At 69.0% G+C, this 18,264-nt stretch carries 18 protein-coding genes; 13 read left to right on the top strand and 5 right to left on the bottom strand.

Annotated features, from left to right (window positions below):
• Positions 1 to 2: 2 nt before the first annotated feature.
• Positions 3 to 3,305 carry an ATP-binding protein gene (locus FB475_RS03440; RefSeq protein WP_141852461.1) on the bottom strand — a complete coding sequence of 1,101 codons (3,303 nt, stop codon included), beginning with the start codon at positions 3,303 to 3,305 and terminating at the stop codon, positions 3 to 5.
• Between the two features lie 123 nt (positions 3,306 to 3,428).
• Between FB475_RS03440 and FB475_RS03435 the strand changes: the two genes are divergently transcribed.
• From FB475_RS03435 to FB475_RS03415, 5 genes are read left to right on the top strand one after another with little or no spacing between them, the layout of a single operon-like run.
• Positions 3,429 to 4,742, top strand: coding sequence for a sugar ABC transporter substrate-binding protein (locus FB475_RS03435; protein ID WP_185759047.1), 1,314 nt, complete (start codon positions 3,429 to 3,431; stop codon positions 4,740 to 4,742).
• On the top strand, positions 4,739 to 5,599 hold the full coding sequence (locus tag FB475_RS03430; RefSeq protein ID WP_141852458.1) for a carbohydrate ABC transporter permease: 861 nt from the start codon (positions 4,739 to 4,741) through the stop codon (positions 5,597 to 5,599). Before FB475_RS03435 ends, FB475_RS03430 begins: the two co-directional genes overlap by 4 nt.
• On the top strand, positions 5,596 to 6,411 hold the full coding sequence (locus FB475_RS03425) for a carbohydrate ABC transporter permease (protein ID WP_141852456.1): 816 nt from the start codon (positions 5,596 to 5,598) through the stop codon (positions 6,409 to 6,411). Before FB475_RS03430 ends, FB475_RS03425 begins: the two co-directional genes overlap by 4 nt.
• A 23-nt stretch (positions 6,412 to 6,434) precedes the next feature.
• Positions 6,435 to 7,340, top strand: coding sequence for a nucleoside hydrolase (locus FB475_RS03420; RefSeq protein WP_141852454.1), 906 nt, complete (start codon positions 6,435 to 6,437; stop codon positions 7,338 to 7,340).
• Positions 7,324 to 8,310, top strand: coding sequence for a LacI family DNA-binding transcriptional regulator (locus FB475_RS03415; RefSeq protein WP_141852452.1), 987 nt, complete (start codon positions 7,324 to 7,326; stop codon positions 8,308 to 8,310). Before FB475_RS03420 ends, FB475_RS03415 begins: the two co-directional genes overlap by 17 nt.
• 22 nt (positions 8,311 to 8,332) lie before the next feature.
• Here FB475_RS03415 and FB475_RS03410 read toward each other — a convergent pair whose 3' ends face one another.
• Complete coding sequence (locus FB475_RS03410; protein WP_141852449.1) at positions 8,333 to 8,896, bottom strand: HdeD family acid-resistance protein; 564 nt, start codon at positions 8,894 to 8,896, stop codon at positions 8,333 to 8,335.
• 243 nt (positions 8,897 to 9,139) lie between these two features.
• Here FB475_RS03410 and FB475_RS37140 point away from each other — a divergent pair, with 243 nt between their 5' ends.
• Positions 9,140 to 9,301, top strand: coding sequence for a hypothetical protein (locus FB475_RS37140; protein WP_202878246.1), 162 nt, complete (start codon positions 9,140 to 9,142; stop codon positions 9,299 to 9,301).
• Here FB475_RS37140 and FB475_RS03400 read toward each other — a convergent pair whose 3' ends face one another.
• On the bottom strand, positions 9,302 to 10,021 hold the full coding sequence (locus FB475_RS03400; RefSeq protein WP_130387568.1) for an IclR family transcriptional regulator: 720 nt from the start codon (positions 10,019 to 10,021) through the stop codon (positions 9,302 to 9,304).
• A 138-nt stretch (positions 10,022 to 10,159) separates the two neighbouring features.
• Between FB475_RS03400 and leuC the strand changes: the two genes are divergently transcribed.
• The 4 genes from leuC to FB475_RS03380 all read left to right on the top strand — a co-directional run bounded on the left by leuC (position 10,160) and on the right by FB475_RS03380 (position 14,454).
• Positions 10,160 to 11,584, top strand: a complete 1,425-nt coding sequence (gene leuC / locus FB475_RS03395; protein WP_141852447.1) for a 3-isopropylmalate dehydratase large subunit — start codon at positions 10,160 to 10,162, stop codon at positions 11,582 to 11,584.
• A gap of 14 nt (positions 11,585 to 11,598) precedes the next feature.
• Positions 11,599 to 12,198 carry a 3-isopropylmalate dehydratase small subunit gene (gene leuD, locus FB475_RS03390; protein WP_141852445.1) on the top strand — a complete coding sequence of 200 codons (600 nt, stop codon included), beginning with the start codon at positions 11,599 to 11,601 and terminating at the stop codon, positions 12,196 to 12,198.
• A 338-nt stretch (positions 12,199 to 12,536) separates the two neighbouring features.
• Positions 12,537 to 13,703, top strand: a complete 1,167-nt coding sequence (corA, locus tag FB475_RS03385; RefSeq protein ID WP_141852443.1) for a magnesium/cobalt transporter CorA — start codon at positions 12,537 to 12,539, stop codon at positions 13,701 to 13,703.
• A gap of 181 nt (positions 13,704 to 13,884) precedes the next feature.
• Entirely contained in the window at positions 13,885 to 14,454 is a 570-nt protein-coding gene (locus tag FB475_RS03380) for an HU family DNA-binding protein (RefSeq protein WP_141852441.1), read from the top strand.
• A 108-nt stretch (positions 14,455 to 14,562) separates the two neighbouring features.
• On the opposite strand, the gene FB475_RS03375 is transcribed toward FB475_RS03380, so the two are convergent.
• Complete coding sequence (locus FB475_RS03375) at positions 14,563 to 14,769, bottom strand: hypothetical protein (RefSeq protein ID WP_141852440.1); 207 nt, start codon at positions 14,767 to 14,769, stop codon at positions 14,563 to 14,565.
• Position 14,770: 1 nt separating this feature from the next.
• Positions 14,771 to 15,442, bottom strand: coding sequence for a 2-phospho-L-lactate guanylyltransferase (gene cofC / locus FB475_RS03370; protein ID WP_141852438.1), 672 nt, complete (start codon positions 15,440 to 15,442; stop codon positions 14,771 to 14,773).
• A gap of 16 nt (positions 15,443 to 15,458) precedes the next feature.
• On the opposite strand from cofC, the gene FB475_RS03365 reads away from it, so the two are divergent.
• The 3 genes from FB475_RS03365 to FB475_RS03355 are packed head-to-tail and all read left to right on the top strand — an operon-like array spanning position 15,459 to position 18,156.
• Complete coding sequence (locus tag FB475_RS03365) at positions 15,459 to 16,250, top strand: lysophospholipid acyltransferase family protein (protein WP_141852436.1); 792 nt, start codon at positions 15,459 to 15,461, stop codon at positions 16,248 to 16,250.
• Positions 16,247 to 17,251, top strand: a complete 1,005-nt coding sequence (locus FB475_RS03360) for an NAD(P)H-dependent glycerol-3-phosphate dehydrogenase (protein WP_141852434.1) — start codon at positions 16,247 to 16,249, stop codon at positions 17,249 to 17,251. Before FB475_RS03365 ends, FB475_RS03360 begins: the two co-directional genes overlap by 4 nt.
• Positions 17,248 to 18,156 (top strand): aminoglycoside phosphotransferase family protein, encoded by a 909-nt coding sequence (locus tag FB475_RS03355; protein ID WP_202878245.1) that lies wholly within the window; start codon positions 17,248 to 17,250, stop codon positions 18,154 to 18,156. Before FB475_RS03360 ends, FB475_RS03355 begins: the two co-directional genes overlap by 4 nt.
• Positions 18,157 to 18,264 lie beyond the last annotated feature (108 nt).

Raw genomic sequence — 18,264 nt, 5'->3', positions numbered from 1 at the left:
GCTCAGAATCCGCCGCGGTCCCGCTGCTCGCGCAACCACTGCGCGGCCAGCGGGATCTCCCACTCGTCGCACAGTTCCAGCGCCCGGTCGGCGTGCCGGCCCGCGAGCTCCCGTTCACCTGTCGCCATCGCCGCCAGGGCGAGGAAGGCGTCCACCGGCCCGATCGCGACCGAGAACCCGGCGCTGCAGACCCGCCCGGCGTACGGACTCAACCACCGGTACACCGTCCGCGCCGCATCCGGGCGTCCCAATGCAAAAGCGACCTCGGCCGCGGCGCAGTAATGATGCATCGACACCCAGTCGTCCGTGGCCGGAACCGGCGCGGTCCGGATCGCCCGCGCGTCGTCCAGTCGTCCGGCCCGTACGAGCATCCACTGGATCGGCAGGTCGAACGGCATCGGACTCACCGCGGCGAGCTCCTGGAACGCGGACACGATCCCGGCCGCGCCGGTCCGCCAGAGCTCGACGCACGCGACAGCCGAGACCATCGACTCGTCCCGCTGGGGGAGCGAGGCGCCCGCGACGAGTTCGCGTCGCTGCTCGATCAAGGCGTCCGCCTCGTCGAACCGTCCGCGCATCGCCAGCCACGGCGGCTCGAGCTCCGTGAGCACGATCAGGACGTACACCAGCCGTCGTGGCTCGGCGATCGCCCGGAGCCGGCTGATCTCTGCCCACATCTCCGCGATCCGGCCGAGTTCGTGCAGGACGATCACGCGCAGGGTACGGGCCAGCGCCTCCCGCACCGGATCGGCCAGTTCGATCGCGGCGGCGACCGCCTCGTCGGCCAGTTGCCGGCGATCCGGGGCGGTGGCCTGACGCCAGGTGGCGATAAAGGCGGCCTGACACGCCCACACCAGCAAGCCGGGGTCACCGAGCCGGCGCGCCATCGCCATGCCCTGCTCGGCCAGCGCCTCCCGGTACGCCGGGGCGTCGCTGTGATAGAGCTCGGTCGCGAGGACGAGCAGTGCTCTGCAGCGCAGTTCGCTGTCTTCGGCCGGGAGCTCCCGCAGAGCGCGTCGCAAGATGCCGACGAGGTAATGATCGGTTTGCCCGTACGGGCGCGTCTGCCACAAGGCGCCCTCGGCGCCGGCAACGGCCGCCCGCGTCATGCGTACGGCGTCCCCGAGCCGCTCCGCCTCCTGCACGGCCGCGCTCAGAGCTACGTCCAGCGCGTCCCGGTCGACCGACCACCGGCACGCGTCGGCACGTGCCATCAGCAGGTCGTACCGGTCGAGCCGGGTCGCGGAGCTGTCGGTTTCCTGTACGTCGAGTGCTGCCGCCAGCAAGACCGCTGCCTCGTCGTACGCGTACAGCCGGATCGCGTGCTCGGCGGCAACGGCTGCTGCTCGCCAGGCTCGTGCCGCATGGGCCGGCCCGGCCGCTAGCCAGTGCCGCGCCGGCTCCGACGGGGCAGCGCCCAGATCCTCGAGCACCTGGGCGATCGCCGCGTGCCGGCGGGCGCGCCGGGCCGCCGGCAGGCCGGCGTACGCGACGTCCCGGACCAACGCGTGCGCGAACCGGAACCGCTCGACCCGATCGCCGTCGGCGATCACGCCCGCGGCCAGGGCCGGATCGAGGTCGTCGAGCAGTTCGTCCGGGTCCCGGCCGGTCGCCGCGGCCAGTACCGCGAGGTCGAACTCTCGGCCGACGACCGCGGCCGTGCGCAACAGCTCACCGGTTGCCGACGGCAACCGTTCGAGCCGGCGCGCGACGATGTCGGTCACCGCCGCCGGTACGTCGCCGCTGCCGTCGCGGAGGAGTTCGACCAGGAAGAACGGGTTCCCGTCGGTCCGTGCGCGCAACGCCTCGGCTTCCCGCGTCCCGGGTTTGCGCTGGGTCGCAGCCTCGACGAGCTCGGCCGCTTCGGGCAGCGTCAGGCCGTGCAGGTCCAGGCGCAGTGCATGGCGTCGGCCGAGACTTTCGGCGACGGCGGCGAGTTGACCCGTGAGCTCCGGGACCGCGCGGCGGGTGGCGAGGACGAGCAGGCGTCCGGTATCGACCACGTCGGCAAGATGCTTCAGCAACTTGAGTGACGACGCGTCAGCCCAGTGCAGGTCGTCGAGCACGACGAGCAGCGGGACGGTCCCGGAGGCGGAGACCAGTACGTCCGCGATCGTCGTCCACAGCCGGAACCGTGCCGCGTCGACGTCGGCGCCGGACGGTTTCGGGGCACCGGATTCGAGAAGAGCGGTGAGCTCGGTGAGCTGTCGCGACAAGTCCTCCGGCAGGTCGGCCCCGGCCAGTGCGCCCAGGACCCCGGTCCACGGCCAGAGTGGGGGTGCGCCCTCGTCCTCCGAACAGCGCCCGGTGAGTACGGCGAAACCACGGGCACGCGCCTTTGCCGCCAGCTCGGACGCCAGTCTCGTCTTGCCGATCCCCGGCTCTCCGACGAGTACGGCGAACTGCGGTGCGGAAGTCGCCTCGTCCAGAAGGTGTTCGAGCGCGGCGAGCTCCGCGACCCGCCCGACCAGGGGCCACCGCGAAACACCCGCAATCGCTCGTTCGAGGGCTTTCGGCCGCCAGCTCAGTTGTGGGTCCTGGCGGAGTACGGCGAGTTCCAGCTCGCGCAGCGTTGCTCCAGGGTCCAGGCCGAGCTCGTCCGCCAGGATCTGCCGTACCCGGCGCAGTGCGTCGAGCGCGTCCGCCTGCCGGCCGGCCGCGGCAAGAGCCTGCACGCGCAACGCCCACAACCGTTCGCGCAACGGATGCTCGGCCGTCAGCGCCTCCAGTTCCGCGGCGAGCGTCGCGTGCTGACCCAGCGCGAGACGTGCGACGGCACAGTCCTCGAGCGCGACGAGTCGTAGTTCTTCCAGCCGTCCCCGTTCGGCAACGGCCGCCGCGACGTCGTCCAGGTCGGAGTACGGCGTACCGCGCCACAAGGCGAGCGCGTCGTCGAGCGAATCGACGACGGCCCCGAGCTCGTCCGGCCGGAGACCCCGGCCCGGCTGACCAAGCCGGCGATGTACGGCGTCCACGGTGGCGGCGAAATGCGTCGCGTCGAGGCATTCACCGGGCAACCGCAGCGCATAACCGGGCGCAACGGTCACGACGGTTGTCGGCGCCGTCCGAGCCGGCCGATCCGGCTCCAGCGCCTTCCGGACCCCGGCGAGATACACCTGCAGCGTCGACAGCGCACTCGGCGGCGGGCTGTCCCGCCAGAGCATGTCGATCAGGCTGTCGACCGGCACCGGCTGCCCGCCGTACAGCGCCAGAGCCGACAACAGCATGCGCTGCTTGCGGCCACCCAGTTCGACCGGCTCCCCGTCCCGCAGGACCTCGGCCGCCCCCAGAACCCCCACCCTCATCAGCCGAGAGTACGTCGTCAGGCACAGCGCGGACAGTCCCGAACTGCTGGACACCCGCAGGTCTAAGCGCTTAGAGTCTAACCGCTTAGACCTTCTCCCTGCGTCATTGGAAAGGGGATCGCTGTGCGGCGGAACCTCTTCGCTCTTCCGGCCGCGGCGGTTGCCGCGGCCCTGCTGCTGGCCGGTTGTGGTGGGTCGACCGGCGCCGGGTCGGACGGCCCGGCGAAAGCCGACCCCGGCCCCGAGACCGGGACGATCACGTTCACCGGCACCGACAACGCCGAGACCTACCAGCCGGTGATCAAGGCCTTCGAGGCGAAGAACCCCGGGATCAAGGTGACCTACACCCAGATCCCGTTCGACCAGTTCAACGCGACCATGCAGCAGCGGTTGAGCGCGAAGGACGCCGGGATCGACGTCTACACGGTCGACGAGCCGCGGGTTTCCCAGCTGGCCGCGAAGGGTTTTCTCACCGATCTCGGCGATCTCGACGCCAAGGTGAAGACGTCGTTCAGCGCCGCGGCGTACAAGACCAACCACTTCCGCGACAAGCTCTGGTCGCTGCCGATGTGGAACTCCACGCAGTACCTCTTCTACAACAAGACCGCGCTCGCGAAGGCGAAGGTCACTCCGCCGACCGCGGACCCGCAGCAGCGCTGGACGTGGGAGCAGGTCGAGGCGGCCGGCCGGAAGAGCATGCAGGCGGGCGGCACGAAGTACGGGCTGTTCATGGAACAGCCCGAGGCGTACTACCAGCTGCAACCCCTGGCCGAGTCGCTCGGCGGCGGCTCCGGGATCGAGGGTGATGACGCGCTCACGCCCGCGATCGAGACCGACGGCTGGAAGAAGGCGATGCAGTGGTACGGCGCAACCTTCGCGAGCGGCCTGTCGCCGCGCGGCATCGGCGGGTTCCAGACCGGTCCGGTGTTCGCCAACGGCGACGTGGCGTTCTTCGTCGGCGGGCCGTGGGACCTGAAGATCTTCGGCAGCTCGAAGATCGACTGGGGCGTCGCGCCGCTGCCGTACTTCCAGGGCGGCAAGCCGGTCACACCGACCGGGTCGTGGTCGCTCGGCATCAACCCGGCCTCGAAGCAGCAGCGGATGGCCCGCAAGTTCATCGAGTTCGCGACGCTGGACCCGGCCGGCAACCTGGCCACCACGAGTACGACGACGATCATCCCGGCGAACCTCGACGCGCAGAAGCAGTACACCCCGAAGATGGACGCGTTCTCCGGTACGAAGACGGCCGGTGCGGCGGCGATCACGGCGTACGAGAGTGAGCACACCGCGGTGTCGCGGCCGGTGAGCGTCGGGTACATCCAGTTCGAGGAAGTGATGGGCAAGGCGTTCGCCGACATCCGCAACGGGACCAACCCGGATCAGCGGTTGCAGCAAGCCACCCAGCAGCTGACTGAGGCGTGGAAGTCCATTAAATGAGGCAGCGGCAGGGGCTGATCGCCCTGGCCTTCCTGGCGCCCGCGCTGGTGTGTCTCGCCGTACTGCGGATCGTCCCGGCGATCTCCGCGGTAGTTGAGAGCTTCTACAGCGAGAGCCTGCTGCGTGGGGGCCGGGTGTTCGCCGGGCTGAGCAACTACACGGACCTGCTGGGGAGCAAGGACTTCCGGCAATCGGTCGGTGTCACGTTGCTCTTCACCGTGCTGGTGAACCCGATCCAGGTCGTCGTCGCGTTCCTGCTGGCAGTCCTCTTCACCCAGAAGGCGGCCGGATCGAAGCTCTGGCGGACGTTGGTGATCCTTCCGATCGCCACGCCGCCGGCGGTGTCGGCCGTGATCTGGAGCGTCATCTACCGCCCCGACGGTCTCGGGAACGGCGTACTGGAACGGCTCGGCCTGCCCGCGCAGCCGTTCCTCACGTCGTCGAGCCAGGTCCTGCCGTCGCTGATCGTGCTGCTGTCCTGGATCGGCGTCGGGTACTGGATGCTGTTCCTGATCGCGGGCATCCAGGAGGTCCCGGTCGAGGTCCGCGAGGCCGCGCTGCTCGACGGCGCCGGCCCGTGGCGGCGGATGGTGTCGGTCACGCTTCCACTGGTACGTCGTCCGCTCGCTTTCGTCCTGGTCGCTGACACGGTGTCCAACCTGCTGGTGTTCGCGCCGGTGCAGATCCTCACCAAGGGCGGGCCCAACGGCAACAGCAACCTGTTGATGTACGACGTCTACAACCGTGCGTACGCGCTCGGCGACATCCATGTCGCGCAGGCCGAGGTGGTCATCCTGGTCGCGCTGACGCTGGTCATCGTGGCGGGTCAGTTCCGGTTGCTGCGAGGTGACCAGTGAAGCGGGTCAGCCTCTCCGCGCTCGGCGGAGTCGTCGGCATCCTGTTCTTCCTGCCGCTGCTCTGGGTGGTGACGAACTCGCTGCGGCCCGGCTCGGAGACGTTCGCGCATCTGAAGCTGTCGTGGCAGACGTTCTTCGAGCTGCGTCCGACGCTGCACAACTACTCCGCCTTGCTGAGCAGCGATGTCGGCCGCGCGACGCTCAACTCGATCTTCGTCAGTGCGCTCACCGTGATCATCGGGCTGGCGGTCTGTGCGACGGCGGCCTTCGGCCTGGCGGCGTTCGAGTTCCGCGGCCGCGGGCTGGTGTTCGGCATCGTCGTCCTGAGTTTCCTGGTGCCGTTCGACGCGATCGCGATTCCGTTGTCGACGATGTTCCGGGACTGGCAGCTGACCAACACCTTCACCGGGCTGGTGCTGCCCGGGATCGGCAACGGGATGGCGATCTTCCTGCTCCGGCAGTTCTTCCTCGGCATCCCGGCGGAGCTCGTCGAGGCCGGCCGCCTCGACGGCCTCGGCTGGTTCGGCGTCTTCCGCTGGATCTACCTGCCGTTGTCGAAGCCCGCGTTGATCGGCGCCGGGCTGATGCTGTTCCTCTTCCAGTGGCAGGCGTACGTCTGGCCGCTGCTGATCGGCACCGACGCGAAACACATCCTCGGACCGGTCGCGTTGTCCAACCTGCAGGGCCAGAACTTCGCCGACTACGGCCTCGTGTTCGCGGGCGCCGTCGTCCTCACCGTCATCCCGCTGGTCGTGATCGCCGGCTTCCAGCGCTACTTCGTCCAATCCGTGTCGAGTACCGGGCTCAAATGACCGGGCTCAAGTAAAGGAGATCCGTGCGTTCCCTCATTCTCGATACCGACATCGGTTCCGACGTCGACGACGCGATGGCGCTGGCCCAGTTGCTCGGCAGCCCGGAGGTCGAGCTCGCCGAGGTCCATACGGTGTACGGCGACACGCGGCTGCGGGCCCAGCTCGCCCGGCGGTACGGCGTACTCGCCGGCCGCGAGCTGGACGTCGTACCGGGCCTGGCCGAGCCGCTGTCCGGAAGGGAGGTGTGGTGGGCCGGGCACGAAGGGACGCTGCACAACGGGCTGGACGCGGAGACGATCAGCGCGGACAGTGCGCCGGAACGGTTGGTCGCACGGCTACGCGAGCGCCCTGGTGAGCTCGACGTGGCGGCGATCGGCCCGTTGACCAACATTGCCGCCGCGTTGGCGCTCGAACCGCAGGCGGCGTGGTGGATCCGGCATCTGTGGGTGATGGGCGGGTCGTTCGGCGACGACGTGCGGGAACACAACTTCAAGTCGGACGAGGTTGCGGCACAGGCCGTGTTGAACGCGGGGATTCCGACGACGATCACCGGGTTGGAGGTCACCCGGCAGGTGACGATCGAGAAGCCCCGGTTGGAGCGGATCCGGGCGGCCGGTCCGTTGGGGGCGGCGCTCGGGGCGGATATCGAGCAGTGGTGGGCTTATTGGAACGAGACGTGGAACGTGCCGCACGATCCGGTGGCGGTGCTGGCGCTGAGCTGCCCGGAACTGTTCAGCTTCTCGGACTTGGGCAAGGTCCAGATTGCTGAGGGCGGGCTCAGTACGTTTGCCGCGGACGCCGAGGGGACGGTGCGGATCGTGACCGCGGTGGAGGCTGAGGCGGTGGCTGAGGAGATCACACGGCGGATCGTTGCGGGCGGGACGGAATACGCTGTGCAGCGTGGGGAGATCGATGGCGACCGCACGTGACGTCGCCGAGCGCGCCGGCACGTCGACCGCGGTCGTCAGCTACGTCTTCAACAACGGGCCGCGGCCGGTGTCCGCGGAGACCCGCCGGCGGGTACTCGAAGCCGCGGCGGAGCTCGAGTACCGGCCGAACATCCTCGCCCGCGCGCTGAGCGCCGGGCGGACGTACTCGCTCGGCCTGCTGATCCCGCAGATCCGCAACCCGTACTTCGCCACGCTCGCCGAACACCTGGAGAACTTCGCCCGGCAGCACGACCACCTGCTGCTGATCGGCGACTCGGCCGGCGACCCGGCCCAGGAGTCGGCGCACATCGGGTCGTTCATCGAGCGCAAGGTCGACGGCGTCGTCCTCGTCTCGCTGCTCGTCGAACCGGCGATCCAGCGGTTCGCGGCGGCCGGCGTACCGGTGGTCGCGCTGCATCCGGTGCCCGACGGCGTGACGGTCTCCACGCTCTCGATCGACTACGTCGCGGGCGCCGAGACGTCGGCGGATCACCTGCTGTCGCACGGGTACCGCACCCTCGGCGTCGTCACCGGCCCCGAGGAATCACCCGGTACGGCGGAACACCGGCGCGGGATCGAACGCGCTCTGGAGGCACATCCGCGGGCCTCGGCGCGGTACGTCGCCGCACCCGTGTCCCGGTTCGCCGCGCGGGACGCCGTACGGGCGTGGTTCCAGGAGGAGTGGCCGCCGCGGGCGATCTACTGCTCGACTGACGAGCAGGCGTTCGGCGTACTGTTCGCGGCCTGGGAGGCCGGGCTGCGGGTGCCGGAAGACGTCGCGGTGATGGGCTTCGACGGCACCAGCGAGTGCACGGTGACGATCCCGCCTTTGGCCAGCGTCCGCCAACCGATCGAGGAAACCGCCCGCCGCGCCGTCGAACTGCTGCTCGACCGCACCAATCCACCGCCCGCGCGACACGTCCTCGACTACGAACTACTCCCCAACACCTCCTGCGGCTGCACCGAATAACCTAGCTTTCCTCGCCTGGGGATCAGGCCGGCGAGGGGCTGGGGTGGGCCGGGCCGGAGGTGGCTCGGTGGACGGACCAGGCGACGGCGAGGAGTACTGCGCCCCAGATCAGGGCGGTGATGCCTAGGAGGGTGGCGATCGTGACCGCGCCACGGCCTGGGTTCGCGGCGAACAGGATGCCGATCAGGATCGACAGCAGGCCGTTGAGCACGAGCAGCCAGCGGGGCATCGGCTGCTGGCTGAAGAAGGCGCCGGACAGTTCGAAGATGCCGCGGATGATCAGCCAGATGCCGAGGATCCAGGTCAGGGTGGCGGCGGTCATCCCGGGATGCACGATTGCGAAGAACCCGGCGATCAGCGCGATCACGCCGAGGGCGATCAGCCACAGGCGGCTGCCCCGGTGGTCCGGCTGGAAGGCCTGGGCGATCGAGCCGATCCCGTCGGTGACCGCCCAGATGCCCCACAGCACAGCCAGGGCGATCGCAGTGGAGATCGGCCAGGCGATCGCCAGGATCCCGAAGACGATGCCGATGACACCGCGGACGAGCAACATCTTCCAGCCGAGAGTCAGCCAGTCCCGCTCCATGTCGACCTCCTCGAAGGCCCGGCACGCGGTGCACCGGCACCTCAACTGATGGTGACCCTCCGGCGATCCCACGGCAACCACCGACCTACCGTGGACTGGTGGCACTAGCCGTCTGCCTCCTCTTCGACCGCCGCACCGACCGGCTCCTGCGAGCGCTCTGGGACCGGTTGGAGAATCTCGGCGTGCCGACGCTGAAGTCCCACACCCACGGCAGACACGTGCCGCATCTGTCACCGGCACTACTTGCCCGGCAGGTGGGTGCCGCATTGCACGCTGGCGCCTCGCGTTCCGTTGGTCGCCCTGCCGGTGCTGACGGCGGCCGTGTACGACGTACTGCCGTTGGAAGCCACGGCCGACCGTGCTGCTCTGGTCGACAGCAGCACGGGACAGCTCTGGGCGCTCTAGTTACTCGGACGCCCTGCGGAGAGCCTCGGAGAGGCGTTCGGCGGCGGCCATCACGGCGGGGGCGTGCATGCGGCCGGGCTGGCGGGAGAGGCGTTCGATGGGGCCGGAGACCGACACGGCCGCGATCACCTTGCCGCTGGGGGAGCGGACCGGTGCCGAGACCGATGCGACACCCTGCTCGCGTTCGCCGACGGAGTGCGCCCAGCCGCGACGCCGTACGCCGGCCAGTGCCGCTGCGTTGAAGGAAGCGTTGTGGAGGCCGCGGTGCATCCGCTCCGGGTCTTCCCACGCCAGCAGTATCTGCGCGGCCGACCCGGCCGCCATCGTCAGCTGCGAACCCACCGGCACCGTGTCGCGCAGACCGGACGGCCGCTCGGCAGCCGCGACGCACACCCGGTACTCGCCCTGCCGGCGGAACAACTGCGCCGATTCGCCGGTGATGTCGCGCAGTCGCGCCAGCACCGGGCCGGCGGTCGCGAGCAGCCGGTCCTCACCGGCGGCGGAGGCCAACTCGCTCAGTCGCGGGCCGAGCACGAAGCGTCCCTGCATGTCCCGCCCCACCAGCCGGTGGTGCTCGAGAGCGACCGCCAGGCGGTGTGCCGTCGGCCGGGCCAGCCCGGTCGCCGCCACGAGTCCGGCCAGGGTCGCCGGCCCGGACTCGAGTGCGGACAGAACGAGAGCTGCTTTGTCGAGAACGCCGACTCCGCTAGAGTTGTCCATGAGACGATACTGCCGTCTCGAATCGTGGAACGCAAGTCGCTTCGAGAGCCTGATCGAGAGCACTGTGAGCGAAAGCACCACTTCCAAACCTCGACCGGGGCGGTGGGGTGGGAAATGTATCTAACGAGAGGGAGTCTGATGGGTAGGACGTTGTCGGAAAAGGTCTGGGATGCGCACGTGGTGCGCCATGCCGACGGAGAACCCGACCTCCTCTACATCGACCTCCATCTGGTCCACGAGGTGACCAGTCCGCAGGCCTTCGACGGACTGCGGCTGGCGGGCCGGCCGGTCCGGCGCCCGGATCTGACGATCGCCACCGAGGACCACAACGTGCCGACGTACGACGTGGACAAGCCGATCGCCGACCCGGTGTCGCGGACCCAGGTGGACACCCTGCGCAAGAACGCCGAGGAGTTCGGCATCCGGATCCACACCCTGGGCGACCCGGACCAGGGCGTCGTGCACGTGATCGGCCCGCAGCTCGGCCTGACCCAGCCGGGGATGACCGTGGTCTGCGGCGACAGCCACACCTCCACGCACGGCGCGTTCGGAGCGATTGCCTTCGGCATCGGTACCAGCGAGGTCGAGCACGTGCTGGCCACCCAGACCCTGATGCAGGCCCGCCCGAAGACGATGGCGGTCACCGTCGACGGCGTGCTGCCGGACGGCGTCTCGGCCAAGGACCTGGTGCTGTCGCTGATCGCGAAGGTCGGTACCGGTGGCGGTCAGGGCTACATCGTCGAGTACCGCGGCGAGGCGATCCGCGCGCTGTCGATGGAAGCCCGGATGACGATCTGCAACATGTCGATCGAGTGGGGCGCCAAGGCCGGCATGATCGCGCCGGACGAGACCACGTTCGAGTACCTGAAGGACAAGCCGCACGCGCCGCGGGGCGTCGACTGGGAAGCCGCCGTCGAGTACTGGAAGAGCCTGGCCACCGACGAGGACGCGACGTTCGACCAGGAGGTCGTGCTGCGCGCCGAGGAGATCACGCCGTTCGTCACCTGGGGCACGAACCCGGGCCAGGGCGTGCCGCTGTCGGCGACCGTGCCGTCGCCGGACGACTTCGACAACGAGAACGACAAGGTCGCGGCCGAGCGTGCGCTGGAGTACATGGGCCTGACCGCCGGTACGCCGCTGCGCGAGATCCACGTGGACACGGTGTTCCTGGGCTCCTGCACCAACGGCCGGATCGAGGACCTGCGGGCCGCGGCCGGCGTGCTGGCCGGCCGGAAGGTTGCCGAGGGCACCCGGATGCTCGTCGTACCGGGCTCCGGCCGGGTCCGGCTGCAGGCCGAGGCCGAGGGGCTGGACAAGATCTTCAAGGAGGCCGGCGCCGAGTGGCGTGGGGCCGGTTGCTCGATGTGCCTGGGCATGAACCCGGACCAGCTGGCACCGGGCGAGCGCAGCGCGTCGACCTCGAACCGGAACTTCGAAGGCCGCCAGGGCAAGGGCGGTCGTACCCACCTGGTGTCGCCGCTGGTCGCCGCCGCGACCGCTGTCACCGGGACCCTGGCCGCACCGGCCGACCTGCCGCCCGTCGCCGTACCTGCGAACGCCTGAGGAGCAACGGAACCATGGAAGCCTTCACCCAGCACATCGGTACGGCGGCCCCGCTGCGCCGCAGCAACGTCGACACCGACCAGATCATCCCGGCCGTCTACCTGAAGCGGGTCACCCGGACCGGCTTCGAGGACGGGCTGTTCGCGGCCTGGCGCAACGATCCTTCGTTCGTCCTCAACCAGCCGGAGTACGAAGGGGTCTCGGTGCTCGTCGCCGGGCCGGACTTCGGCACCGGATCGTCCCGGGAGCACGCGGTCTGGGCCCTGCTCGACTACGGCTTCCGGGTCGTTGTCTCGTCGCGCTTCGGCGACATCTTCCGCGGCAACTCCGGCAAGGCCGGTCTGCTCGCGGCCCTGGTGACGCAGGACGTCGTCGAGCAGCTGTGGACCGCGGTCGAGGCCGACCCGGGCACCAAGGTCACGGTCGACCTGGAGAACAAGACGATCTCGGCCGGTGACGTCTCGGCACCCTTCGAGATCGACGACTACACGCGCTACCGGCTGCTGAACGGTCTGGACGACGTCGGCATCACGCTGTCGCACGCCGACGAGATCGCTGCGTACGAAGCAACCCGGCCGTCCTTCAAGCCGGCAACCCTTCCCGCAAAGGCCTGAGAGCTCTATCAGAGTTGTCGTCCCGGGCACGGGGCCCGTGCCCGGGACGCGGGGAACAAGCGCACCACCCCGTGCCCGGCCGCGCCGGAGGCGCGGGAAATGTGCGCAGTAACGTTTGGGTGGTCGGGGGCGATAACTCTGGTGTTACCCTTCTGGGGTTGCCGAGAACATCGTCGGAACAAGGCTTGCGAGACCGAGGAGGTGAGGACGCGTGAACAGCAGCGATCCCTCCAGACATATGGGTCTCGCTCGACCTTCGGGGGCTTTCCACCTCTAGCAGTAGCGGTCGGGCAGACGTGCGCTCATCACTCGCCTGAACCGCCACCTCTGGAGGACTCATGTCCGACCTGCGCCTGCGCCCTTTCCGTGCGTTCAGCCGTACTCCGTCACTGCGTGCCGCCGCGCGCAAGCACGCCGCATCCGCTGCCGTGCCCGCGATCGAGCCGGACACCAAGCAGTCGCGCGATCCGCAGAAGCCCAAGGGGCACAGCGTCGTCGACAGCGCGATCTACTGCGGCGGCACCCGGGTCGCGTCCCCGCATTCCTTGGCCGAGACGTACGCCGCGCTGCACGACGCCCCGCAGAGCCTGGCGTGGATCGGCCTGTACCGGCCGGATCGCCGCGAGCTCGCCTCGCTGGCGCAGGAGTTCGACCTGCACGAGCTGGCGATCGAGGACGCGAACGAGGCGCATCAGCGGCCGAAGCTGGAGCGCTACGGCGACACGTTGTTCGTCGTACTGAAGGCCGCCCGGTACCGGGACGCGACCGAGGAGGTCGAGTTCGGTGAGGTGCACCTGTTCGTCGGCCCGGACTTCGTGGTGACGGTCCGGCATGCCGAAGCGCCGAACCTGGCCGCCGTACGCCGCCGGGTCGAACGCGATCCCGAGCTCCTCAGCCGCGGTGCCGAAGCGGTGCTGTACGCGATCATGGACAAGGTCGTCGACGGGTACGCACCGGTGGTCGCCGGTCTGGAGAACGACATCGACGAGATCGAGACCGAGGTGTTCCGCGGCGATCCCAAGGTGTCGCGACGGATCTACGAACTGTCCCGTGAGGTGATCGAGTTCCAGCGCGCCACCCGGCCGTTGATCGGGATGCTCGAGCAACTGCGCGGCGGCTTCCAGAAGTACCGCGTCGACGAGGAACTGCAACGTTCACTGCGCGATGTCGCCGACCACGTGACCGAGGTGGTGGAGAAGGTCGACGGCTTCCGCGAACTGCTCCGCGACATCCTGACCGTGAACGCGACCCTGGTCGCCCAGCAGCAGAACGAGGAGATGAAGAGCCTCGCGATCGCCAGCAGCGAGCAGAACGAAGAGGTCAAGCGGATCTCTGCCTGGGCGGCGATCCTGTTCGCGCCGACGCTGATCGGGACCGTCTACGGGATGAACTTCGACAAGATGCCGGAGCTGCACTGGCAGTACGGATACCCGTTCGCGATCGCCCTGATGGCCTTGGTCTGTGGAGGTCTGCACCAGATCTTCAAACGCCGCGGCTGGCTGTAGATCGCGCCGGAGTCAGCGCTGAAAACCCCTCCCCGGGACCGGATCGGGCGAAATTGTGGCCCGAATCGCCTAAAACAAGGCCAAATTGCCGCGTTGGTGTTTGTGCATGGCCTGTTCAGTCCATAACGTTCCTGTGAGATCGAGCGCTGTGCTCGACGCCTAGTGTTCACGGAGGGAAGCAGTGAACAAGAGCCAGTTGGTCGAAGCGCTCGCAGTGCACTTCGACGGAAACCGCCGCCAGGCCCAGCACGCACTGGAGTCGGTGATCGACACCGTCCAGCGCGAGCTGACCAAGAAGGGTGGCAAGGTCGCCATCACCGGTTTCGGTGCCTTCGAGGCCATCGAGCGTGGCGCGCGCATCGTGCGCAACCCGCGGACCGGTGAGACCAAGCGCGCCAAGAAGACCACGGTGCCGAAGTTCCGCGCGGGCGCGGAGCTGAAGGCCGTCGTCTCCGGCGCCAAGAAGCTGCCGAAGCTGGTGGCCCCGAAGCCGGCCGCGACCGCCACCAAGACGGCGGCTGCCCCGGCGAAGAAGGCAGCGCCGGCCAAGGCCGCTGCCACGAAGACCGCCGCTGCGAAGAAGACGGTCGCCAAGAAGGCCCCGGCCAAGACGGTTGCCAAGAAGGCGCCGGCCAAGACCGTCGCCAAGAAGGCCCCGGCGAAGAAGGCCCCGGCCAAGACCGTTGCGAAGAAGGCGCCGGCCAAGAAGGCCCCCGCCAAGAAGACCGCGGCGAAGCGCACCGCTCGCTGATCTTCACGCACTGCGGCACCCGCATCACAGCGAAGGCCGGTCACCCCCACTACAGGGGATGACCGGCCTTCGCCGTTGTCCAGGGCAACTAGGGGCAACTAGGGGCAACTAGAGCCGAGTTGCGAACTCAAGCCTGGTGACGGCCAGCGTGGCACCGGAGCCGGTGGTCTCGATCGTCACCCGCTGCCCGATCCGCAGATGCCGGACCGGGGTGTCGGCGACGGCGTGCACCGTGAACGGGAGCTCGATCCCGGTATCGGTCAGCACTGCCCCGGAGAACGTTTCACCGTCGTACTTGCTCACAGTCGCCTGCATGTCAGCAGGCTAGCCCTTCGGTGCCGGTCGCGGCTCCGAGCACCAGCGACATCACGTCCGCGGTCGCCGGTCCCACGCCGAGTTGTACGGCGTGCGCCAGATCCGCCGCGGTGTCGACGTCACGACGTACCGACTCGATCCCGGCCAGGTCGATCGGTACGGCTCCGGATGCCTGGTGGGCCAGGGCGGAGCCGACGCCGAAGCGCGGATCCAGCGGTACGCCGGCGGCCGCCGCGAGCAGCGTCGTACCGGTACCGGGTTCGTCGACGACGAAGGAACGTGCCGCCGTACAGGCCGCGAGTACGGCGGTGAGCTCGGCCGGACGCAGCGCCGGAAGGTCCGCCGACAACGCCGCGACGCCATTGCCAGGGAACTCCGCAGCCGCCACAGTGGCTCCGTGCACGAGCGCCTCGTTGAGCCCCGCGGCCGGGAGATCCGGCACCACGCGCGCACCGGCCGCGGTCACGTCCGCGGCGACCTGCGGGTCGTCGGTGACCACCAGGACGGTCTGTACCAGTGGGGAGTTCAGGGTGGCAGCAGTAGTGTCGACGGCGAAGGCACGCGCCAGCTCAGGACGGTGCTGAGGGTAGGCCGGAGCGAGCCGGCTCTTCGCGATCGCCGTACGCTTCACCGGGATCACCAGGGTCCAGGGAGCGACCTGTAGGTCTGCCATCAGGCAGGATTCTCCCATGACCGAGGGCGCGTTCGACCACCAGGAGGCAGCAGTGGACAGCCGGAGTGACGATCCACGGCCGCCGCGCGGATTCTGGTTCGGCATCATCGTCGCGATCGTGAAGCCGTTCATGATCGTGTTCACCAAGTGCCGGTTCAGCGGCCGCGAGAACATGCCGCGGCACGGCGGCGTGGTCTACGTGCCGAATCACATCTCGCATTTCGACCCGGTGCTGCTCGGCTATTTCATCTGGGAGTGCCGGCGGATCCCGCGGTTCCTCGGGAAGGCGTCGGTGTTCAAGATCCCGGTGCTCGGCAAGATCATCAGCGGGGCCGGGCAGATTCCGGTGTACCGCGATTCCGCGCAGGCCGCGGACGCTTTCCGGGACGCGGTCGCCGCGGTCGAACGCGGTGAGTGCGTGGGTGTTTACCCAGAGGGCACGATCACCCGGGACCCGGCGATGTGGCCGATGACCGGCAAGACCGGCGCGGCCCGGATCGCGTTGATGACCGGCTGCCCGGTGATCCCGGTCGCGAACTGGGGCGCCCAGGAGATCATCAAGTCCTACACCGGCAAGATCCGGGTCCGGCTGCTGCCGCGCAAGACGCTGCAGGTGCGGGCCGGCAAGCCGGTCGACCTGAGCGCGTTCCAGGGCAAGCCGCTGACCAACCAGCTGTTGCACGAGGCAACCGAGGTGATCATGGCCCGGGTCGCCGAGACGCTCGGCGAACTGCGCGGTGAGGAACCGCCCAAGGAGCTCTACGACCTCCGCAAAGCTCGGAAAGCTCAAGGTGAGGACAAAGAATGACGAAAGTCGCGGTGTTCGGTGCCGGGTCCTGGGGGACGGCGTTCGCCACGGTGCTGGCGAACGCGGGGAACCAGGTGTCGGTGTGGGCTCGGCGGGAGGCGTTGTGCGACGCGATCAACGCCGCGCACGAGAACGCCGAGTACCTGCCCGGGATCCAGTTGTCCGACGCGATCACCGCGACCCACGATCCGGCCGCGGCCGCCGACGGAGCGGAGGCCGTCGTGCTCGCGGTGCCGTCGCAGTCGTTGCGCGACAACCTCACCGACTGGGCCGGCGTACTGCCGAACGCCGTACCGCTGGTCAGCCTGATGAAAGGCGTCGAGCTCGGTACGACGAAGCGGATGAGTGAGGTCATCGCCGAGCTCACCGGCGCCGGGCCGGAACGGATCGCGGTCGTCTCCGGGCCGAACCTCGCCCGCGAGATCGCCGAGGGGCAACCGGCCGCGTCGGTCGTGGCCTGTGCGGACGAGGGGACCGCGGCGCGGTTGCAGAAGCTGTGCCATTCGCCGACGTTCCGTCCGTACACGAACAACGACGTCGTCGGGTGTGAGCTCGGGGGTGCGTGCAAGAACGTGATCGCGCTCGCGGTCGGGATGGCGGTCGGTCTGGGCTTCGGTGACAACGCGCGGGCGTCGGTGATCACCCGCGGCCTGGCGGAGATCGCCCGGCTCGGTACGGCGTTGGGCGCCGACGAACACACGTTCTCGGGTCTGGCCGGTCTGGGTGATCTGGTCGCGACCTGCTCGTCGCCGCTGTCGCGGAACCGGACGTTCGGCGAGAAGCTGGGTCAGGGCATGACGGTCGCCGACATCACCGGCGCCACCCGCCAGGTCGCCGAAGGGGTGAAGTCCTGCGCCTCGATCACCGAACTGGCCCACCACCACGATGTCGAGATGCCGATCGTCGAACACGTCACCAAGGTCGTGGCCGGCGAGATGACCCCGGAGGACATGCTGTTCAGCCTGGTCTCCCGATCGGCAAAGTCGGAACGCTGGGGATGATCCCTTCGGCGTTCGCCAGGGTCACGGTCGAGCGAGAAGGCGCTGCGGGGGAGGCGTGGCTGGCGGAACTGCCGGGGATTGTCGAGGACCTACTGGTGCGGTGGGATCTGCGGCAGGACGGGGACTGGCTGCATGGTCAGGTCGGCGTGGTGGTGCCGGTCGCCGGGGACAAGGTGGTGAAGGTCTCGTTTCCGCATCCGGGGAACGTGCACGAGCCGGATGCGTTCGAGGCCTGGGGTGGGCGCGGTGCGGTCAAGTTGTACGAGCGTGATGATGCGCGGTACGCGATGCTGCTCGAGCGGGTGTATCCGGAGACGTTGGCCGGCGCCGGGTCCGCGACGATTGCCGGTGAGCTGCTGCGGCAGTTGACGATCCCCGCCCCGGACGGGCTGCCGCGGATGTCGGACCAGGCCGACTCGTGGCACGACGACCTGTTGAAGGATGCGGCGGAGTTGGACCATCCGCTGCCTGAGTTCGTCGTCGAGCAGGCGCTCGCGGTGGTGGACGAGCTGTGCCGCGCGCAACCGGAGACGATGGTCCACGGCGACTTCCACGCACGCAACATCCTCCGCGCGAACCGGCAACCCTGGCTGGCGGTCGACCCCAAGGGCTACGTCGGCGACCCAGCCTTCGACGCTGCGATCTTCCTCCGCACACGTGCGTACAACCTGTTCCTCGACGAGCGTCTGACCGGCGCTGAACTGCTCCGTCATCTCCAGGTCGAGCTGCACGAGTTCGCCGAAGCGTCCGGCGTCGACGGGGAACGCATCCGTCGGTGGACCCAGCTGATCGCGGTCCAGGCGTCCTTCTGGGGCCGCCGTCACGGTTTCGGCCGCGCCCGCGGGGGCACCGAGCTCGACCGCGTCGTCCGCTTGATCGACGAAGTCGCGATCGCCTGGAGCTAGCCCCGGCCGGCCCACCACAATCGTGCGCCGAGCGGTGAGACCAGGCCACCACAATCGCGGGCTGCCGCGCATGCTGAGCGCGGCGCTCGCCGGCGCCCGGCGATGTGA

Source organism: Kribbella jejuensis, assembly GCF_006715085.1.
Classification (GTDB): domain Bacteria; phylum Actinomycetota; class Actinomycetes; order Propionibacteriales; family Kribbellaceae; genus Kribbella; species Kribbella jejuensis.
Note: the sequence above shows the minus strand (reverse complement) of the source record. Positions and strands in the feature narration are given on the sequence as shown.